At 39.3% G+C, this 19,053-nt stretch carries 17 protein-coding genes and 1 pseudogene; 10 read left to right on the forward strand and 8 right to left on the reverse strand.

Translation table 11 applies throughout. From position 1 onward, the window contains the following. Positions 1-281: 281 nt before the first annotated feature. Positions 282-1,889, forward strand: coding sequence for a GMC family oxidoreductase (locus ABWP91_RS09460; protein WP_353243057.1), 1,608 nt, complete (start codon positions 282-284; stop codon positions 1,887-1,889). Between the two features lie 185 nt (positions 1,890-2,074). Here ABWP91_RS09460 and ABWP91_RS09465 read toward each other — a convergent pair whose 3' ends face one another. The 4 genes from ABWP91_RS09465 to ABWP91_RS09480 all read right to left on the reverse strand — a co-directional run bounded on the left by ABWP91_RS09465 (position 2,075) and on the right by ABWP91_RS09480 (position 6,460). Continuing rightward, entirely contained in the window at positions 2,075-2,938 is an 864-nt protein-coding gene (locus tag ABWP91_RS09465; RefSeq protein WP_353243058.1) for a hypothetical protein, read from the reverse strand. 247 nt (positions 2,939-3,185) lie between these two features. Next, positions 3,186-4,241 carry a bifunctional transcriptional activator/DNA repair enzyme AdaA gene (locus ABWP91_RS09470; RefSeq protein WP_353243059.1) on the reverse strand — a complete coding sequence of 352 codons (1,056 nt, stop codon included), beginning with the start codon at positions 4,239-4,241 and terminating at the stop codon, positions 3,186-3,188. Then, positions 4,228-5,001, reverse strand: a complete 774-nt coding sequence (locus tag ABWP91_RS09475; RefSeq protein WP_353243060.1) for an isocitrate lyase/PEP mutase family protein — start codon at positions 4,999-5,001, stop codon at positions 4,228-4,230. The genes ABWP91_RS09470 and ABWP91_RS09475 overlap by 14 nt, the downstream gene beginning before the upstream one ends. 442 nt (positions 5,002-5,443) lie before the next feature. After that, on the reverse strand, positions 5,444-6,460 hold the full coding sequence (locus ABWP91_RS09480; protein ID WP_353243061.1) for an FUSC family protein: 1,017 nt from the start codon (positions 6,458-6,460) through the stop codon (positions 5,444-5,446). A gap of 431 nt (positions 6,461-6,891) precedes the next feature. Here ABWP91_RS09480 and ABWP91_RS09485 point away from each other — a divergent pair. Beyond that, positions 6,892-6,987: pseudogene (locus ABWP91_RS09485) on the forward strand (IS3 family transposase); the annotation flags it as partial. Between the two features lie 45 nt (positions 6,988-7,032). On the opposite strand, the gene panS reads toward ABWP91_RS09485, so the two are convergent. Continuing rightward, positions 7,033-7,944, reverse strand: a complete 912-nt coding sequence (panS, locus tag ABWP91_RS09490; RefSeq protein ID WP_353243062.1) for a ketopantoate/pantoate/pantothenate transporter PanS — start codon at positions 7,942-7,944, stop codon at positions 7,033-7,035. Between the two features lie 509 nt (positions 7,945-8,453). Next, positions 8,454-9,362: a LysR family transcriptional regulator gene (locus ABWP91_RS09495; RefSeq protein WP_502935805.1), complete on the reverse strand. Its 909-nt coding sequence runs from the start codon at positions 9,360-9,362 to the stop codon at positions 8,454-8,456. A gap of 111 nt (positions 9,363-9,473) precedes the next feature. On the opposite strand from ABWP91_RS09495, the gene ABWP91_RS09500 reads away from it, so the two are divergent. The 4 genes from ABWP91_RS09500 to ABWP91_RS09515 are packed head-to-tail and all read left to right on the forward strand — an operon-like array spanning position 9,474 to position 13,337. Further along, the gene (locus ABWP91_RS09500) at positions 9,474-10,676 is read left to right on the forward strand and encodes an MFS transporter (protein ID WP_353243063.1); all 1,203 of its coding nucleotides are present in this window, start codon (positions 9,474-9,476) and stop codon (positions 10,674-10,676) included. 1 nt (position 10,677) lies between these two features. After that, the gene (locus tag ABWP91_RS09505; RefSeq protein WP_353243064.1) at positions 10,678-11,154 is read left to right on the forward strand and encodes a cyclophilin-like fold protein; all 477 of its coding nucleotides are present in this window, start codon (positions 10,678-10,680) and stop codon (positions 11,152-11,154) included. Between the two features lie 15 nt (positions 11,155-11,169). Beyond that, on the forward strand, positions 11,170-12,276 hold the full coding sequence (locus ABWP91_RS09510) for an alpha/beta hydrolase (RefSeq protein ID WP_502935802.1): 1,107 nt from the start codon (positions 11,170-11,172) through the stop codon (positions 12,274-12,276). Between the two features lie 44 nt (positions 12,277-12,320). Further along, the gene (locus tag ABWP91_RS09515; protein ID WP_353243065.1) at positions 12,321-13,337 is read left to right on the forward strand and encodes an alpha/beta hydrolase; all 1,017 of its coding nucleotides are present in this window, start codon (positions 12,321-12,323) and stop codon (positions 13,335-13,337) included. 108 nt (positions 13,338-13,445) lie between these two features. On the opposite strand, the gene ABWP91_RS09520 is transcribed toward ABWP91_RS09515, so the two are convergent. Beyond that, complete coding sequence (locus ABWP91_RS09520) at positions 13,446-13,928, reverse strand: glutathione peroxidase (RefSeq protein ID WP_353243066.1); 483 nt, start codon at positions 13,926-13,928, stop codon at positions 13,446-13,448. Positions 13,929-14,386: 458 nt separating this feature from the next. On the opposite strand from ABWP91_RS09520, the gene ABWP91_RS09525 reads away from it, so the two are divergent. The 4 genes from ABWP91_RS09525 (at position 14,387) to ABWP91_RS09540 (ending at position 18,100) form a co-directional block, all read left to right on the forward strand. Beyond that, on the forward strand, positions 14,387-14,977 hold the full coding sequence (locus tag ABWP91_RS09525) for a flavodoxin (protein WP_353243067.1): 591 nt from the start codon (positions 14,387-14,389) through the stop codon (positions 14,975-14,977). A gap of 48 nt (positions 14,978-15,025) precedes the next feature. After that, on the forward strand, positions 15,026-16,090 hold the full coding sequence (locus ABWP91_RS09530; RefSeq protein ID WP_353243068.1) for an alpha/beta hydrolase: 1,065 nt from the start codon (positions 15,026-15,028) through the stop codon (positions 16,088-16,090). Positions 16,091-16,220: 130 nt separating this feature from the next. Beyond that, positions 16,221-17,072 (forward strand): aldo/keto reductase, encoded by an 852-nt coding sequence (locus ABWP91_RS09535; RefSeq protein ID WP_353243069.1) that lies wholly within the window; start codon positions 16,221-16,223, stop codon positions 17,070-17,072. A gap of 38 nt (positions 17,073-17,110) precedes the next feature. After that, positions 17,111-18,100 carry an aldo/keto reductase gene (locus tag ABWP91_RS09540; protein WP_353243070.1) on the forward strand — a complete coding sequence of 330 codons (990 nt, stop codon included), beginning with the start codon at positions 17,111-17,113 and terminating at the stop codon, positions 18,098-18,100. 51 nt (positions 18,101-18,151) lie between these two features. Here ABWP91_RS09540 and ABWP91_RS09545 read toward each other — a convergent pair whose 3' ends face one another. After that, complete coding sequence (locus ABWP91_RS09545) at positions 18,152-19,048, reverse strand: LysR family transcriptional regulator (RefSeq protein WP_353243071.1); 897 nt, start codon at positions 19,046-19,048, stop codon at positions 18,152-18,154. Positions 19,049-19,053: the final 5 nt, after the last annotated feature.

Raw genomic sequence — 19,053 nt, forward strand, 5'->3', positions numbered from 1 at the left:
GGTGGAGAGTATGTTAAATAATAGAGTCATAAACGATGAATACCTTAAGCAGTGTGTTGTATAGGTAGATTATTTAAATGTTAATAATTTATTCCACTTTGCGGGGTTTGTTTTATTATATTTTATATATCAATTGGTTAAATTGCATTAAATTAGTATATAAAGAAATTGTTTTTGATTTAAATCACATTACGAGAGCATCATTAATACATTAATAAAATAAACGGTTATTGTTAATTTAATGTTTTTTTATTGTTATTTTCACTTTGTGAGGTTCAATCATGAGTACAGAAAAATATGATTATATTATTGTCGGTGCAGGCTCCGCGGGATGCGTTTTAGCTGCCCGTTTGATTCAAGAAACCCAAGCGCGCGTTTTGCTACTTGAAGCGGGTGGAAGCGATAACCATATGTTTATTAAGATGCCTGCTGGGGTCGCTAAAATCATCGCTCAAAAAAGCTGGCCTTATGAAACTGAGCCAGAACCCCATGCAAATAACCGCAAAATGCAGATTGCCCAAGGTAAAGTCCTCGGTGGAAGTAGCTCCGTTAATGGCATGATTTATATCCGAGGCCAAAAGCAGGATTATGATAATTGGGCAGAGAAATATGGTTGTGAAGGGTGGGGATACAACGACGTATTGCCATGGTTCAAAAAAGCAGAACGTAATGAAAGCCTGACGGGAGAATATCATGGCATAGATGGTCCACTTCCCGTCAGCGAAAACCGCTATCGCCATCCACTTTCTATGGCATTTATTCGTGCGGCACAAGAGCATGGGTTGTCCTACGTGAATGACCTGAACGGTGAAAGCCAGCAAGGAACCAGTTTTTATCAAACGACGACGCACAATGGTGAAAGAGCCAGTACATCAAAAACCTATTTAAAATCAGTAGAAAAGAGTGACAAACTGACCTTAAAACTCAACACACAAGTGAATCGGATTATTATTCGGGATGGCTGCGCTGTTGGTGTTGCTTATCAAGGGAAAAGTGGCCATGAAGTCGAGGCTATTGCCGCTAATGAAGTGCTTATCTGCTCTGGCGCAATGGGGTCAGCCAAATTATTGATGCTATCAGGTATTGGTCCAGAAGAGCATTTATCTTCATTAGGCATTGATACAGTGGCAAATTTACCCGTTGGTAAAAATTTCCATGACCACCTGCATATGTCGATTAATGTGACAACCAAGCAACCAATCAGTTTATTTGGAGCGGATCAAGGCCTAAACGCCATTAAGCATGGCTTCGAATGGATAGCATTTCGCAGTGGGTTATTAGCGTCTAATGTGCTTGAAGGTGCGGCATTTAAAGATAGTTGTGAGCAAGGTCGTCCAGATGTACAAATTCATTTTCTCCCTATTTTAGATAGCTGGGATGATGTACCGGGCGAGCCGTTACCTGCCGCTCACGGTTTCACCTTAAAAGTGGGTTATCTACAACCAAAATCCCGAGGCGAAATTTTATTACGCAGTAAAGACCCTCTGGCGCCGTTAAAAATTCATGCCAACTACCTTGCGTCGCCAGAAGACATGGAAGGGTGTAAGCGAGCGGTTAAGTTTGGTTTAGATGTCTTAAATTCGCCATCGTTACAGGCTGTTAGTCAAAACGTATTGATGCCGCCTGATTCTGTGCACTATGATGAGGCTGAATTGGAAGAATTTATACGTAATTTTTGTAAAACTGTTTATCACCCAGTAGGAACTTGCCGCATGGGAACGGACACAACCCATTCGGTCACTGACTTACGCTTACGCGTTCACGGTATTAAAAACTTACGTGTGGTGGACTGCTCTGTCATGCCAGAGATCCCAAGTGGTAACACCAACGCACCAACGATTATGATCGCCGAACGCGCAGCGGCAATGATTATCGAAGATAAAAAGTAAACGCTGCGTTCTTACATCGCATTCGAGATAGGTAATTTAAAATGGTTACCTATCTTTTCCTTTATTAATTTAAAAATAGAATTAAGTACAGAATAAATTGCTACTATCCAATTTTAGTAACTCACGGTTTAATAATCATGGGTTACTTTGTGGGTTCAATATGATTTTTATAGAATGACGCTTATTTAATAATATTGATATTCATATCTATGGATAGTCATGAATTCCAGTTTACCTTCAGGGGTGAATTTTGAAATTTCTGCGGTAAGGCAATTGCCGTGAGCATCATTCTCTAAGCATGAAGTAATATCTAAATAGGTATATTCGAAGTCAAGCTTTTTACCATAGAATTGAGCGATTATTTTGCTAAAGAAACCATTATTATCATAATAATATTCCATTTTTTTTATGGTGCTAAAACTTGGTTTGTCTTTATTTTCTGCACTATCAATTGTAGCAACTATATTACCTTGTTTATTGTATTGGTATTTTATCAAGGTATTAAGCCCTTGAAAGTCTTTACCATTAATTTGGTCAACTCGGTTGTTTTCCCAGAATACATGTTGAATATTTGTTTTTGGGCTAGATTTGTTTGATATGGTGCGGATATTGTTAATTTGGTTATCATTGTTAACACTATAATAAAAATCAGTTTTAAAGCTAAAAAGTTGAGCATCATTCCTATCATAAAATGTGCTGCTCATTTTTTTTGATAGAGGGGTGTTGCTATCAAATGATGTATTCATCACCATTTTAGTAAAATACATAGAGCCATTTTTTTCTGTGTATATAACAGAATTGTATTGATAGTTAGTTAACAGGCTATCACGGGAGTATTCGATGAACATATCTCCTGCAATGCGCCTTTTTTGTTCGTTGTAATCAGCTGGAGTACTAAACGTTTCTTTAACAGACTTGATGGGGCCAAAAAACATTAAGCCTGTTATCAATTGGCTATTTTGATTATTAGTTTCTTTTTTATTATCAGAGCAGCCAGTAGAAATAATTCCGCATGAAATAATAATGGGTAGCAATAAGTATTTATGCATTATTTAGGGGATCCTTACCTTAATATTAAGCACAGTAAAAATAAAAAACAATATAAAACAATTTCTTCTTATCGCCTATTCATATTTAGAGTTAGTCACCAGAATAGTGAGTATATTGGCTTATGCGACGAAATTTAGTGGTGAATAAGCGTTTGACTAGGAAACTATGAATAACAAAGTAGGGTTAATTAGCTGGATATAAAGCTGAGAATTTCCCAGTCTGTTTCATTTAAATAATCTGCTTATATTACGTTTTCAAGCGTTGTTTTCGTTCATGCTCAATAAGCCATTCTTTGCGGGCTATGCCACCACCATAGCCAGTCATTGAACCATCCTTGCCAGTAATTCTGTGACATGGAACGACGATAGCTATTCGGTTCGCACCATTGGCGGCTGCTACTGCTCGTACTGCTTTGATATTTCCAATCTGCTCTGATAGTGCTTGATAGTAAGACGTTTGGCCATAGGGAATAGAACATAACGCTTGCCAGACTGAACGCTGGAAATCACTACCAGGGGTTATGAGGCACAGATCAAACTTTTGGCGAGCCCCAGAAAAATACTCGTTAATCTCTTTTTCAGCCTGACGTGTATGGTCATTTTCCCCTGAAATTATTCGAGCTTTAAGCAATCGCTGAAGGTCGCGAAATTCCGTTTCCAGCATTCTACGGTCAGTAAATTCGAGTAAGCAAACGCCATGTTCAGTGGCACAAACAAACATAGGGCCAAGTGGCGTGGTAAAACGGTGGATCATAATCACCTGGCTATGTTGCGTCGGTGCCGTGCCTGTAATGCGTTTATAGGTATAACCAAAACCGCTCAAAGATTCATAGCCATTATCTAAAGCAACATCTGTAGCCGTTCGACCACTTTTAAGTTCTTGAAGAGCGATATTAACCCGCTGCATCCGTTGAAATGCTTGGAAGGTAATTCTATGATTTTGTAGAAACCATCGTCTTACCCGTTCCGGGCTGATACCCTGCGCCCGTAATTCAGCATCTTTTACTCTTGCTTTAGGATGAGCACGCACTAGCGCCAACGCTTGTTCAATTAAATGTGGTGCACTATGTGCATTTTCTGTGGGGCGACAGACTTTGCAAGGGCGAAACCCTGCATCTAAAGCAGACTTAAAATCTCGATAAAAATTAACATTTTCACGTTTAGGCTTTCGCGCCCGGCACACTGAAATACAAAATACGCCTGTTGTTTTGACTCCAACAAAAAAAACACCCGTATATTCAGCATTACGCTCGAGTAATGCCTGATACCAGACATCACATTGTTCATTATCAAGAACGTTCATCAACAAAAACTCCTGCAAATGATTGTTGTGATTGGATAGTTAGCATCAATTCACTAAGGTTTGATTGGAGAACAGAATGAAGAAAATTTCCCATTGAAATACGTTTTACGCCCAGCATGCCTAATCTCTCGAATGTGGGTAGTTCAGGCATACACATTACATTTAATGGCAAGTTACTTGATTTAGAAATAGTCTCAATATCGTGTTCTAATGTCAGGCATGGGACAAAAAGCCCATTCGCGCCTGCTGCTTCATAAAGTTGACCACGTAACAGCGTTTCCTCCAATGCATGCTCATGATTTAAAAGGTAAGTATCGGTACGAACATTTAAAAATAATGGGTTATTTTCGTGGGATAATGCAGCGCTGATTTCTTCTAACTTACAAGCAAACTCTGTTGCATCATTAAGGTGCCTGACCCCATCAACAACTTTGCTGTCCTCGAGGTTTATACCCACAATGCCAACTTGAATGAGGCGTTTAAGATTAACGATAATTTCTTCGGCTGTGTCACCAAACCCAGCTTCCACATCAACACTTAGCGGCAGGTTAGTAACAGATTTAATGCGGGTGACAATATAAAATAGTTCATCAAAAGAAATGGACTCCCCATCTTCATAACCTAATGTATCGGCAATTGCTGCACTTGACGTCCCTAATGCTTGATAGCCCGCCTGCTGCGCCGCAATTGCGCTCTTTGCATCCCAAACATTCGCAATGAGTAAGGGCTTATTTTGATTATGAAGCTCAATGAAATTCATGTTTATCTCCTTTTAAAAAGAAGATAAACATAAAATATTCAGCGCACTCCTCACAACCGAAAATTGGACGAGTATTTTTGGATGGTATCGAGTCAGTTAGTATCAGCATTTAATGCGTAATATTCAACTCAATGTGAAACTTATACGGAAAAATAAACGTAGGGAAGTCTAATGAAATAACTGTATGATTCAGAATGGATTTTATAAATCATACAGTTAAATACTCATGATGATAGCACTATGAGAATTTTAAAAAATCAATAGATATAGAAACATACAAGCAAAAAAAAACTAAAATTACGTTTGTTATACCAAGAAACTTATTTATTGCTTTATAGTATTCTTGATCAATTACCTTTATATTTCCAATGATGGATTTTAATTTGGCACAGTTATTAATAAGTGCAATTTAATTCTATGTGTAAATAAGAATAATTTCAATTTAGTCATTTTCAGATGTTCTTTTATGTATTTTTCGTATATGGCTAACGTTTTTTTTGTGCGTTGCTAGTTTAAGTAAATAGCTACATATGATAGCAAATATACCACCAATCAATGTTTCCATTATTCTTTCAGGTAGAAGGTGGTAATCGATATGGTTAAAATAAATTGACATTTCTATTAAAGATAAAACAAGCCCAGTGAGGCAAAATGTACCAAAAACGTTATTTTTTTTGCTGTTACTTATCGGGATTAGAAAAGCAAATAGATATATCAAAGCAAAGCCAGTATACGGCATAAAGACAGTGAAGTTAAAGGTAAGATATAGAATGAAAACAACAAGTAATGTACCAATAACTCGATCTCTAGTTAACTTAATGATGCTAGTTAATTTAGGGTTTAACACAAATATATATGTCAGTGGTGCCCAGAAGAAATGGTCAATATTAATTGCTCTAGAGACCAAAATACATAAAAGCAATCCAAAAGAATAGATTATTGATTGGAAAATAAGGCTGTATGATAATTTATCTTTTTTTAATGATATATACTTTTTTATTTGGAACATCGTAATTTTTTTACGGTTACTGATGGTGTAGTAAAATGCAAGAGTTATGATTGTTCCTATCAACAAGCCTATTACTAAGCCATCAAAGCTAGATTTGTTGAGTGTCGCCCCGATGATATAAAAAATCATAAGGTATTTAAATGACATATCTAATGAGGAGTCTATATTGTAAAACTGGTAGTAAATAAAAGGTGCTATGAAGAGAATTACAAAAAATAGGCTGCCGAAACCCAAAAAATAACCCAAAGCAGAGCCTATAAAGATGAAAAAAGAACATAGTAGTGAATAGGTAATGTTTTTATATTGACTGGCTTTATTAAATATCGTGTAGCCATGCAGGGTTGATAGTGAACTCCATAGTGTTGCATCAATGCCAGCAATGTAATAAGTAATAATAAAACTCATTACGAGGCATAATGTGAAATAAAAGCTCTCTAAAAATTTAATCATAGATTTACCTAGTTACTAAATGAAAAAGCAAGGGCTCAGTTTGCTCAATGTTCAAGTTATGACTAAATCAAAAAACACATGAAAAGAGCCTGTTAAAAAGCATAGTGCTATATTTTCTATTGTTTCCAATAAATAGCGTAAATGCTTCTTTCATACACTATAGTTTTCACTCTCCAGTTTCAATGAGAATAATTGAATTACTGATATTTTGTGGGTGATATATTTTTTAGCTCATATCAATTGAGCTTAGAAGGCAAGTCTTAGGCAGAAACGGTGATTGAAAAATATTAAGGTCTATAATAAATTTTATCTTGGTTAAGGGAAGGGCATCTAATGTCAACGTATGTATGAAAATACCCCCTTAAGTAAAATTTGAATTGTGATGCTCTACCTTGAAGTGCTCATATCATGATAGAACGGGCTGTCAAAAATATAGGTATTATTATAGTCATGAAAGAATCAAGATTAAATTAAAAGGATTAAGCTCTGTAAAGTACAGAACTCAGTCCTTGAAGGCTCTTAATTAACAGTCTAACTTTATGGGGCTGTCTATATAAGAATTTAAACAGTATCTATTTAGTTGGTTTTCCCTGCCAGTATCCAGCGAGTAAAGAGCCTGATAAGTTGTGCCAAACAGAAAACAGTGCGCCTGGAAGAGCAGCCATAGCACCAAAGTATTGAGCTCCTAAAGTAGCTGCTAGCCCTGAATTTTGCATGCCAACTTCAATTGCTAAAGTCCGGCAAGTTGATTCATCAAAACCAAATAAACGACCGCCCCAATAGCCACCAATCAGACCAATTCCATTATGTAATATTACAGCAATAGCCACCATAAACCCAACAGAGGCAATATGGCTTTGGCTACCCGCAACGACCGCACTGATAATTGCTAATATGCAGATCATCGACAAAGAGGGTAAAAACGGCTCAATTTTCTTCACTATTTCACTGAAAAGATGATGAATGGCTAATCCTGCAATAATAGGGATAATCACGATTTGTAAAATAGAAAGCAACATCCCCATGACGTTTACACTAATTGATGTATCTGCATATAACAGTGTCAATAAAGGTGTTGCAAACACGCCAACCAAGGTAGATACCGAGGAAATCGTAACAGATAATGCGACATCCCCGCGAGCTAAATAGATCATCACATTTGAAGCCGTTCCACTTGCCACGCTACCAACGAGTATCATTCCAACTGCAAGATCAGCAGGCATATCAAAAGCTTTAGCTAAAAGCCAAGCCGCTAGGGGCATAATCAAGTAGTGAATAAAGGTACAAATAATCACAGGAGCTGGTCTTGTCACTACGCGTTTAAAATCACTAATTCTTAGTGTTACACCCATAGTAAACATAATTAGCATTAACAAGTAGCTAATAAACGGGGAAATCCCAGTAAATGAGCTCGGCATATAATAAGCAAGCACTGATAAGAGTAAAGCCCATAATGGGAATAAGCGAGTGACTTTAGACAACATTGAGATATTCCTTTTTATCTATTTCCCTATTTTTCAATGGGTGGTGAGATTATATCAATTGTGGGTATTTTGAATTTGTAGACCCATTTCGTGTAAGTAACCTATAAGTTTTTATAGATAGCCATGATTTGACTATAAAATTGGATGATAAACTAGTCAATTATGGAGTTTAAAAGCTAATGGGGCTCCAACTAATTGTAAAAGCAGATCTTAAGAAAATAGAAAAACGCTGGGATCACTGACATCAGAATGCGAAATTTTTCAGTCGCTGAAGGCCTTTTTGGTATTTGAATTCCGAAGAGAACTCTCTCATCCGTGGGGGAAGATGTTGTTCTACACAAACTTTAACAACTCAAGCGTTTTGACCTCTGGGAAGGAAATTGGCAAGAACCCAAGCAACGTTGGCTTTGGTGAATTTAGGCTTTGAGCGAGGAGTGGACTCATTGTTCATATAATAAACTTAACTCTATAATACGAAAAAGACATAGAGAGCGATAATATATTGACCTTTATTTGTGATGCTCCTTGAATCGGTACCTTATTGCTTCTATAAAAGCCATAAAAGCGGGTGAGGACTGGCGACGGTTTGGGTAATACAGGTGAAAACCTTCAAAGCAAGGACTATAATCGATTAATACAGCCTGTAACTTACCCTTGGTAATATAAGGCTCTGCTAAGTGTTCTGGAATATAGGCTATTCCCATTCCGTCCAGCGCTGCATTTAACTGGTGTAATGTACTATTGAAAACGAGTTGCCCATCCACCTTTATACTCGTTGTATGGCCATCTTGCTTAAATTCCCACGCATAAACAGCCCCCGCAGCACGATGGCGAATATTGATGCATTGATGCTCAGATAAATCTTTAGGAAATAAAGGCTTAGGGCGCTGTTTAAAATATTCCGGTGAAGCGACTGCAATTAAGCGCCAATCAGGCCCAATGCGAACTGCTATCATGTCTTTATTGATATCATCGCCAATTCGAATTCCTGCATCGAAACGTTCTTCAACAATGTTTGTAAAGCCATAGTCCACATATATTTCTATTGTGATATCAGGGTATTTTTGTAAAAAATTTTTCAATATCGGTCGAATATAGATTTCTATTTGGTCATCGGTACAACTTAATCGAATAGTCCCTCTAGGGCTGTCTCTTAACTCACTTAATGCATTAAGTTCAATATCAATCTGTTCAAATAATGGGCGGATGGAATTCATTAGCTGTGCGCCAGCCTCGGTTACTGAAACATTTCGGGTTGTTCTTGCGAGAAGCCGAATCCCTAAGCGTTCTTCCAAAAGTCGTATTGTATGGCTTAATGCCGAAGGCGTCACACCAAGTCTTGCGGCCGCTTTTGTAAAACTTTGCTCTTGAGCAACGATAAGAAAAGCGTGCAAGTCATTCATTTTACTTTTCATTATTAATGAATTTTTCTCACAAGTTCATAAAGATTATACCCACTAATTAAATTATTACCCGTATGCCATGATGATGTCCATTAAATATCGTAGGTACATAAGCGAATATAACCGATGGATAATGCCATTTCTCAAGAGCGAAACTTTCCTGAAAGAGCGAACTGGAGTGCAGTTTTTGCCATGACGCTATGTGTTTTTGTATTGATAGCCTCAGAGTTTATGCCTGTGAGCTTGTTAACGCCGTTAGCGCTTGATTTTCAGGTAACTGAAGGAATGGCAGGACAAGGTATTACTATCTCAGGAATATTTGCTGTCATAACGAGTTTATTTATTTCTGTAGTTACTCGTCATTTAAATCGTAAAACCTTATTGCTAGGGCTTACGGTCTTAATGGGGGTATCAGGAGCAATGATTGCTTTAGCCACCAATTATTATATTTATATGATTGGTCGTGCGCTAATCGGTGTTGTTGTTGGCGGTTTTTGGTCTATGTCTGCTGCGACAGCAATGCGCCTTGTACCGATAGACCAAGTTCCTAAAGCGTTGGCCATTTTCAATAGCGGTAATGCGCTAGCAACGGTTATTGCTGCACCTTTAGGGGCTTATTTAGGCTCAACTATTGGATGGAGAGGGGCATTTTTAGGCTTGGTGCCTATAGCCGTGGCAACGATTATGTGGTTATGGGTGAGTTTACCTTCAATGCCAACTGATTCTAGTAGTCATAAAAATACGCCTCAGATTTTCAGTATTTTTAGCTTCTTTAAATACCGCGTTATCACACTGGGTATGCTTGCTATCGGATTATTTTTTATGGGGCAATTTACCTTATTTACCTATGTGCGCCCTTTTCTTGAGACCGTAGTAAAAGTCGATATCTCGATGGTGACATTTATCTTGTTACTTATTGGTATTACGGGATTTATCGGAACTCTACTGATTAATGGTGTATTAAAAATAGGGTTCTATCAAACATTAATCGCCATTCCACTATTGATGGCCAGTATTGCTGTATCACTTATTTTCTTTGGCTATTCCAGTCTTACTGCCATCGTATTACTGAGTATTTGGGGTTTTATCGCGACTGCGGCGCCTGTGGGTTGGTGGAACTGGGTACCTCGAATATTTTCAAATAGCGCAGAAGCGGGAGGGGGATTAATGGTTGCTGTAATCCAACTTTCCATTGCCTGCGGCGCCTCGGTTGGCGGCATATTCTTTGATTTGCTGGGCTATGAAAGTACCTTTGCAATCAGTGCGTTATTTCTTGTAGTCGCAGCAATACTTGTTCAATGCACAGCAAAGGCTGAAAAGGAAAAATAATATGTTGAATCTATTATTTAAAAATAGGCTTACCCCATTAAATTTTTATTTTCTGTTGGTATTTGGCTGTATCAGCCAGCCATTATTGGCACGTAATTTACCAATAGAACCTAAAGTATATTTAATAGAAATTCGTCTTGATACGCAAATAATAAAGGCAGAATTAAAAGATTCAGAAATGACGCGTGATTTTATCAGTTTATTACCACTCACTGTTGAGTTAGCAGATTATTCATCCACAGAAAAAATCGCTTACCTTCCCCGAAAATTACTCACTCGAAATTCATCTAATGGGATTGTGCCAGAGATTGGGGATATTACTTATTATGCCCCTTGGGGGAATATCGCTATTTTTTATCAACCATTTAGTTACTCCTCAGGGTTGTTTAAGTTAGGAGAAATAACCCAGGGGCTGGAATACCTACAATTTACATCACCAAAACAAGCTGTGATAAAGCTTATTCAAAGAAATGACTAAAAGAGGATATATATTATGAATCATGAACGTAGAGATTTATTGAAATTAACGGGCGCAAGTATTGCTGTTGCAAGTATGTCATCGATAATTACAGCGCCAGCATTAGCGCAACCAAATACAAATTTCAGTGAGCTATGGGATAAAACCTTTGTAAAAAGTGATAAAGCTGAACATAAAAAAGTCACATTCAAAAATCGTTATGGTTTAGCCTTAGTCGGAGATTTATATCAACCTAAAGATACCAGTAGGTTATTTGCTGCGATTGTATTGAGTGGTCCATTCGGCGCAGTAAAAGAGCAGTCTTCGGGGTTGTATGCGCAAACATTAGCAGAGCGTGGTTTTATTACTCTGGCATTTGATCCCTCTTTTACTGGAGAAAGTGGGGGGGAGCCTCGAAATGTTGCTTCTGCGGATATCAATACGGAAGACTTTAGTGCTGCTGTTGATTTTTTAGGTCTGCAGCCAAATGTTGACCGTAGTCGTATTGGGGTGCTAGCTATTTGTGGATTAAGTGGTATGGCTTTAACCGCAGCGAGTAGCGATTCACGTATTAAAGCCGTAGCGACGGCATCAATGTACGATATGTCTCGCAGTATTAGCCGCGGGTACCAAGATAGTTACACCATTGAAGAACGACATAAAGTGATTGATTATCTTAGCCAACAGCGCTGGAAAGATACAAAAAACGGACACTATGCTTTAGGTTACCATGAAGTGCCATTCGATGAAGATGGCAATATTATCGAGGGACAACGTGTTTTACCAGAGACTTTGCCAGAGAATGCACCGCCTGTATTAGCCGCATTTTTTGATTATTACCGTACTCCTCGAGGTTTTCATCCTCGTTCAATTAATTCGACAACCGCGTGGACAGCAACAACCCCTATATCTTTTTTTAATTTTCCAATGCATACCAATATTGAAATGATATCACCAAGACCCATTTTGCTGATTGCAGGGGAAAATGCACATTCTCGTTATTATTCTGAAGATGTGTACAAAGTGGCTTCAGACCCTAAAGAGCTCTTGATTATTCCAAATGCGGATCATGTTGATTTATATGATAATCCAAGCAAGATCCCTTTCGATAAACTCACTATTTTCTTTCAGCAGAATTTATAAGTTGTAGCCTGTTTAGTCATTAAATCACAATTGAGGTAAATACATTGAGAAAAATACTGTTTGCTTTACTGGTCAATTTTATGATGACTTTCTTTGCTTTTTCTTCGAGCGAAACTCGTCAGTTTCCTATTCCAAATACGGTCAGCACACAGATGCAGTCTTTGATTGCCAAACCTGCATCTTCGTGGGACGTTCATCCTAAAAATGCACAAGAGTGGAATCAATGGGTTCAAGATTTTGATACTGCAATTGAAACAACATTACCCGCGTTGCGCCAACAATTAGAAGTTTCATTAGAAGCTAATAAACTCGGTAACGTGCCTATTTTTATTCTCACCCCTAAACGGATGAAAAAAGAAAATCAAGGCCGCGTGTTACTCAATCTTCATGGGGGGGGTTATGTTCTTGGGGCGGGAGAAGCAGGGACATTAGAGGCAACTTATATGGCGGGGATCGCAGGGTATCGAGTCATTGTGGTTGATTACCGGATGCCACCAGAACATCCTTATCCAGCTGCGCTAGATGATGCTTTTGATGCTTATCAAACATTATTAAAAAGTGTACCCGCAAATAAAATTGGTGTATTTGGTACCTCGGCGGGAGGAGGTATGACGCTAGCCCTTATGTTAAGGATTAAGACGGCTGGGTTACCTTTACCTGCTGCTATAGCCCCTGGCACCCCCTGGTCTGATTTAACAAAAACTGGGGATAGCTATTTTACGAATGAAGGCGTCGATAATGTTTTAGTCAGCTATGATGGCTGGTTAGGTGATGCTGCAAAGCTTTATGCGAATGGGCATGATTTAAAAGGCCCAATGCTTTCACCTGTTTATAGTGACGTTACAGGATTTCCTCCCACATTATTAACCTCAGGCACGCGAGATTTATTTTTAAGCAATACCGTTCGTATGCACTTAAAATTACGTCAAGCAGGCGTTGATGCAAATTTAATGATATTTGAAGGAATATCTCATGCTCAGTACCACATGAACCCAAATGCATCCGAAGCTATAACTCATTTCACTGAGGTGGGGCACTTCTTTTCTCAGTATTTAAAGTGATGTAATGAGATGCTTTAAGCGGTCGTTTTGCCCAATAATACGATCTTTATTCCACGGTGACTTAGACATAATTAAATCTCCTGTGATGTAGAGATTTAATTATGGTTGTTATCTCAAAAGTGCCGCAAGGACTGCAGCTTCTATTTTTTCTGGGGTTGTGTTCGGCGCAAAGCGCTTGATCGGTTCGCCGTCACGTCCGATCAGAAACTTAGTAAAATTCCATTTAATCCTCTTCCCTAGCAAACCGGGCAGCTCATTTTTAAGATAGCGAAACACTGGATGTGCTGTGGCTCCGTTGACTTCCACTTTATCGAACATCGGGAAACTCACGCCATAGTTAATGTAGCAGCTCTGTGCAATGTCGTCAGCGCTGCCAGGCTCCTGTTTCCCAAACTGATTACAAGGGAAGCCAAGCACCACCAAACCCTGAGCAGCGTATTTTTTGTAGAGTGCTTCAAGTCCGCTGTATTGTGGTGTAAAACCGCAATGGCTGGCTGTATTGACGACGAGAACAACCTTACCGGCATAGTCTGCCATAGAGACAAGCTGGCCACTAAGACTCCTCGCTGTCAATTGGTAAAAGGTGCTCATATTCGAGTCCTCAAAGTAGAATCAGTCGACACCGACATTGCCATCTGATTAGAGTATCTGGAAAATTAATCCTGCCTCTGATTACGCAGCAGGTCTGAAATCGTGAGCGACTTATTGTTTCGTTGTAAATATTGAAGATGCCGTTTAGTGTTTTAATTTTATTACCCTATAGATAATTCTTCGCAACCACCACTTCGATTTTTACCATAAAGCATAAGAAACTACAGCTTGTGATAATCATCGCTCCCTATTAGATTCAAAATAAGATCTAGTGAGAGTTTGGCTATCTTAAGAAATTAAGGAACAAATAGTAACCACATTATTTTATTAATGAATTAAATTCATAGACTCTATCAAATTATCCTCGATTATCAATACCGCTAATGCTGGTACTCTCTGGGCTAAAATACACATCCATCACCCTCATTCTCCTTACTATTTATATAAGAGGATAGATCATGCCTGATGAACATGGTTTTAATCGACGAAAGTTATTAACAGCTTTAGCCGGATTAACCCTAGTGAGTGCGACATTACCTAAAGCGCTAGCGAATACAGAGAGTCATTCAAAAAATAGCCGTACCTTAGTTGCTTATTTTTCAAGAAGTGGTAGCACAAAAGTAATTGCGGGTGTTATCCATCGTAATTTACATACTGATCTTTTTGTTATTGAACCTGAAATCGCTTATCCAGAAGATTATTTTCAAACTGTTGAACAAGCACAAATAGAACGCCAGCAAGCAATAAAACCCGCGATAAAAAATAACGTCATCAATCTCGAATATTATCAGACAATTTATTTAGGTTTTCCTATTTGGGGAACTAGCATCCCACCGGTAGTCCAAACCTTTCTGAGTACCCACAATTTTGCGAATAAAAAGCTTATTCCTTTTATTACTCATGGGGGCTATGGCAAAGGCGACAGTGAAGATGTGTTAGCTGAATTAGCACCTTTAGCACAAAGAGTCACACCACTGGTTATTGAGTGTGGCCAAGAGCGAAGAACAACAGAAACCGTAATCGGATGGCTAGCTTCTAGTGTAAGCTAATTTTAATCATTTAAAAATTATACTGTACTGAATCAAAAGGAAATAAAGATGAAGAAAGGATTAAATTTACTGCTATTTTGTATGATGGCTGGCGGAATAATAACCCAACCTACTTATGCGGAACCCTTAGTGATTTCTGCGCAAGGCAGCTTTGCCGCGGGTGGCTCCATTACGACAGCTGCAGGCACGTTCAATGCTAAAAAACCCCTAGAGCCTGCGGGGCAAACTTATCATGGCGATCATGCCGCAGTTTTTTATCAAATTCCCGAAAATCCACATAAATATCCACTCATCATGCTCCATGGTGCAGGTCAATCATCTCGTACATGGGAAAGTACACCTGATGGTAGAGAAGGCTTTCAAAATATTTTCTTACGCCGAGGCTTCTCAACCTATCTTGTTGACCAACCACGCCGTGGTAATGCAGGTAGAAGTTCGATTGAAGGAACAGTAACACCACAACCTGATGAACAATTGTGGTTCAATCAATTTCGCGTCGGTATCTGGCCTGAGTATTTTAAAGATGTGCAGTTCTCTCACGATAAAGAAGCGTTAAATCAATATTTTCGCCAAATGACTCCCAACACGGGGCTTTTTGACACGAATGTTATTTCTGATGCTTTATCCGCTGTAGTGGATAAATCAGGCCCAGCGATTTTATTCACACACTCACAAGGTGGTGGTCCCGGCTGGTATACCGCAATAAAAAACAATAAGGTCAAAGCGATTGTCGCTTTTGAACCTGGCAGCGGATTTGTTTTTCCTGAAAATGAATTACCAGCACCAATGCCAAGTGCATTCGATACATTAAAGGGGGAGCCAGTTCCAATAGACGATTTCATGGCACTTACCAAAATCCCCATTATCATTTTCTATGGGGATAATATACCCGATAAGCCTGTCACTATGCCTGCTCAAGATAGCTGGAGGGTACGTCTTGCTATGGCAAGAGAATGGCGAGATGTGGTTAATCAACATGGTGGGGATGTGACCGTTATCCATTTGCCAGAGATGGGTATTAAAGGAAATACACATTTTCCTTTTTCAGATCTGAATAATACTCAAATTGCAGATTTAGTTAGCCAATTTATTGAACAAAAAAATCTACAATAATTCACGCTTATTATGGGCAAGAATCATTATTTATGAATCCTACTCATAAGCTCTAGAAGATTATAGCCTCTAATCTAATCAATAAATCTACGCTATGCTTTATTCCAATGAAAATAAAAAGGAGCGCATTATGCAAACTGTCAAATTAAACAATGGGGTTGAAATGCCATTGTTAGGCTTCGGTGTCTTTCAGATGACAGATGCGGACGAGTGTGAACGCGCTGTTATTGACGCACTTGAAACCGGTTATCGTTTAATAGATACCGCTGCATCCTATCAAAATGAAACCCAAGTCGGGAATGCATTAAAACAGAGCCAAATAGCACGAGAAGATTTATTTATTACGACGAAGTTGTGGCTACAGGATACTAGCTACGAAGGGGCAAAAGCCCAATTTCAACGTTCATTAAGTCGCCTGCAACTCGACTATGTTGATCTTTACCTTATCCACCAACCTTATGGCGATGTCCACGGTGCGTGGCGTGCAATGGAAGAACTTTATCAAGCTGGAAAAATTCGGGCAATTGGTGTCAGCAATTTTCATCCAGACAGATTAGCTGACCTTATTGCATTCAATAAAGTTATTCCTGCGGTCAATCAAGTTGAAGTTAACCCATTCAATCAGCAACTACATGCAGTGCCATGGATGCAGAGTAAACATATCCAACCAGAGGCTTGGGCACCTTTTGCTGAAGGTAGAAATGGATTATTTCAACATCCTCAACTCATCGCTATCGGTGAAAAATACGGTAAAAGTGTTGGACAAGTTGTTCTGCGCTGGTTATTTCAACGAGGCATTGTGTCACTGGCTAAATCAGTTCGTAAAACCAGAATGACAGAAAATATAAACATTCTCGATTTCACTCTAACCGATAATGAAATGACACAAATCGCAGCAATGGATACGGCAACAAGTGCATTTTTCTCACACCGCGACCCTGCAATGGTTGAATGGCTCGCTGGCCGTAAGCTAGATGTTTAGTTATGTAGACAATCTAATTAATGATCAGGACATCAATCATGAAAAAACGTTTTCTCGGTAATTCTAAACTTGAAGTTTCTGCGCTTGGATTAGGTTGTATGGGGCTAAGTCACGGTTATGGTCCAGCCACAGATAAACGCCAAGCCATTGAATTGCTGCGTACAGCCGTCGAACGAGGGGTCACTTTTTTTGATACCGCAGAAGTCTATGGGCCATTCTTGAATGAGGAAGTGGTTGGTGAAGCATTAAAACCCTTTCGAGATAGCGTAGTTATTGCAACAAAATTTGGTTTCAACTGCAGTAATGAAAACAAACAGCAGCTTTTAAATAGCCGCCCAGAGCATATTCGTGAAGCGGTCGAAGGTTCACTACGTCGGCTCAAAACTGACGTTATTGACCTTCTATATCAACACCGTGTTGATCCAGATGTACCGATTGAAGATGTTGCAGGCACAATAAAAGATTTGATTGCGGAAGGTAAGGTAAAGCACTTTGGCCTCTCTGAAGCCAGCGCTCAAACAATTCGCCGGGCACATGCCATTCAGCCTATCACCGCACTGCAAAGCGAGTATTCACTTTGGTGGCGTGAACCTGAAGATGAAATATTACCTGTGCTTGAAGAATTAGGCATTGGATTTGTGCCCTTTAGCCCACTAGGAAAAGGTTTTTTAACTGGGGCAATTAAGGCGAATACCACATTTAACGATGATGACTTTCGTAGCAAAGTCCCGCGTTTCAATACAGAAGCGTTAGAGGCGAATGCACAACTGGTTACTTTGTTAGCTGACCTCGCTAGCCAGAAAGGCGTGACTTCAGCACAAATTGCACTGGCTTGGCTATTGGCACAAAAACCGTGGATTGTTCCTATTCCGGGAACAACTAAACTGCATCGTTTAGAGGAAAATTTAAATGCTGTCGATGTCATACTCACGAATAACGATTTGCAAAAAATTGCCCATGCGCTGGAAACAGTTAAAATTGTTGGGGAGCGCTATCCTGCTGCTTTACAAGCACTAATTAATCGATAAACTTATCTTAGGCTGGTAGGCATCAATACATTTATCTCACACTACCAGCCCCTATTTCTCACTGTAACGCAGTGCATCAATCAATAATGCAAACGCGGGAGGGTGCTGTTTTCGACTTGGGTAATAAAGATAATAGCCTGAAAAAGCCGGGCACCAATCACTTAAAATTTGGACCAGCGTTCCTGATTTGATGGGCTCTTGAATGGTATCCTCGGGGACGCAAGCAATACCAAAGCCAGACAGTGCCGCATCAATTCGTTCAGATAATAGATTAAAGGTGAGTTGCCCTTCCACTCTAACGCGTAACGATTTACCTTCTTTCTCAAACTCCCAATGATACAATCCTCCCGCAGTAGGCAGTCGCATATTGATACAACGATGATGCTGTAAATCATGAGGTGTTCGTGGTATGCCTTGAGATTCGAAATATCCCGGTGAACCAACAATCGCTAGTCGCATATCAGGGCCAATCTTAACAGCGACCATGTCCTTATCAACACTTTCCCCTAAACGTATCCCCGCATCAAAACCTTCATCGACAATATTAACAAACCCATTATCAACCACCAATTCGACATTAATATCTGGGTATGCACGTAGAAACGGTTTGAGTTTGGGCCAAAGAAGACTGCGTGCTGCATGCTCCCCTGTTGAAAGGCGAATGTTGCCAGATGCCACTCCATTAAGCTGAATGATTGCCTCTAACTCGTGATTAAGGTCAGCCAGTCGGGGTTCAAGACAAGCAATAATCTTTTCCCCCATTTCTGTTGCCGCGACACTGCGTGTGGTGCGTGTTAAGAGCCGTGCATTTAAACGTTCTTCTAATGCTTTGACTGCATGGCTCAAAGCGGATTGAGAAACGCCCAATTTAGCCGCAGCTTTGGTAAAGCTTTTCTCCTTCGCAACAGCAAAAAAAATTTGTAATTCATTAAAGTTATCTTTGAGCACAATGT

Source organism: Providencia sp. (assembly GCF_040396775.1).
GTDB lineage: Bacteria > Pseudomonadota > Gammaproteobacteria > Enterobacterales > Enterobacteriaceae > Providencia.